At 63.5% G+C, this 1,085-nt stretch carries 1 pseudogene; it reads left to right on the forward strand.

Features of this window, described 5'->3' with window-relative positions:
* The first annotated feature begins 103 nt into the window (after positions 1-103).
* Positions 104-1,059: pseudogene (locus tag AB5T46_RS20400) on the forward strand (IS30 family transposase).
* Positions 1,060-1,085 lie beyond the last annotated feature (26 nt).

The raw sequence follows: 1,085 nt of genomic DNA on the forward strand, positions 1-1,085 counted from the left end.
CAGGAATTGCCAAACTAAGTGCGACATCCGAGACCCCCGATAACAGAGCGGTGAGCTGGCAGACTGGCCGGACCTCTGATCTGGCGAGAAAGGAGTCCCGGCCGTGATGTACCACCAGCTCACCGAAGTCGAACGATACATGATCTCCAGCCTGCGCAAGACCGGGCACCGGGCGGCCGAGATCGCCCGGATCCTGGGCAGGCATCGCAGCACGATCTACCGGGAGTGCCAGCGCAATTGCACCCAGGTGCGCGAGCGGCCGGTCTATTGCCCGAGCAAGGCCCAGGAACGCCGCAATGGCCGATTGCGGCGAAGTCGGCGCGGCTCACACCATGACGCCTGGCAGTACGCCCGGGTCGAGGCGCTGTTGCGCCAGCAGTGGAGCCCTGAACAGGTCGCGAGCACGCTCAAGCAAAGCGAGTTCCAGATCAGCTCCAGACCATCTATCGCCACGTGCGGCGGGACTGGCGCGCCGGCGGCACGTTGTATTTGGACCTGCGCCGTCGCTACAAGCGCCGCAAACGTCACTACGGTCCGGAGCGCCGCGGCCGCCTGCGGGGTAAGCGGATGATCGACGAACGTCCTGCCGAGGTCGCGGCCCGCGAGGTTCCCGGCCATTGGGAGATCGACACGGTCATCGGTGCGTCCTGGGAGAAGCCGTGCATCGTCACGTTGGTGAAGCGCGCCACCGGCTACCTGCTCATCGGCAAACTGCCCAACCGGACCACCAAGGCATTGAACCGGCGCACCATTGCTCTGATCAACCGTGCCGGGATGCCCTTCACCACCATCACCTCGGACAACGGCACCGAGTTCCATGGCTACGCGCACATCGAGGCCGCCACCGGCGCCACCGTTTACTTCGCCAGGCCACATCATCCATGGGAACGCGGCAGCAACGAGAACACCAATGGACTGATCCGGCAGTACCTGCCGAAAGGCCGGAGCATGCGCCTGCTCACTCAACGGCAGTGCGATGCCATTGCCGAGAAACTCAACACCCGACCGAGGAAGCGATATGAATATCAAACCCCGCGACAACGTCTACTCGGCTACTGAGGACTGTCGCACTTGGTGGTTGAATT

The sequence above is a fragment of the Luteimonas salinilitoris genome (assembly GCF_041300785.1).
Classification (GTDB): domain Bacteria; phylum Pseudomonadota; class Gammaproteobacteria; order Xanthomonadales; family Xanthomonadaceae; genus Luteimonas; species Luteimonas salinilitoris.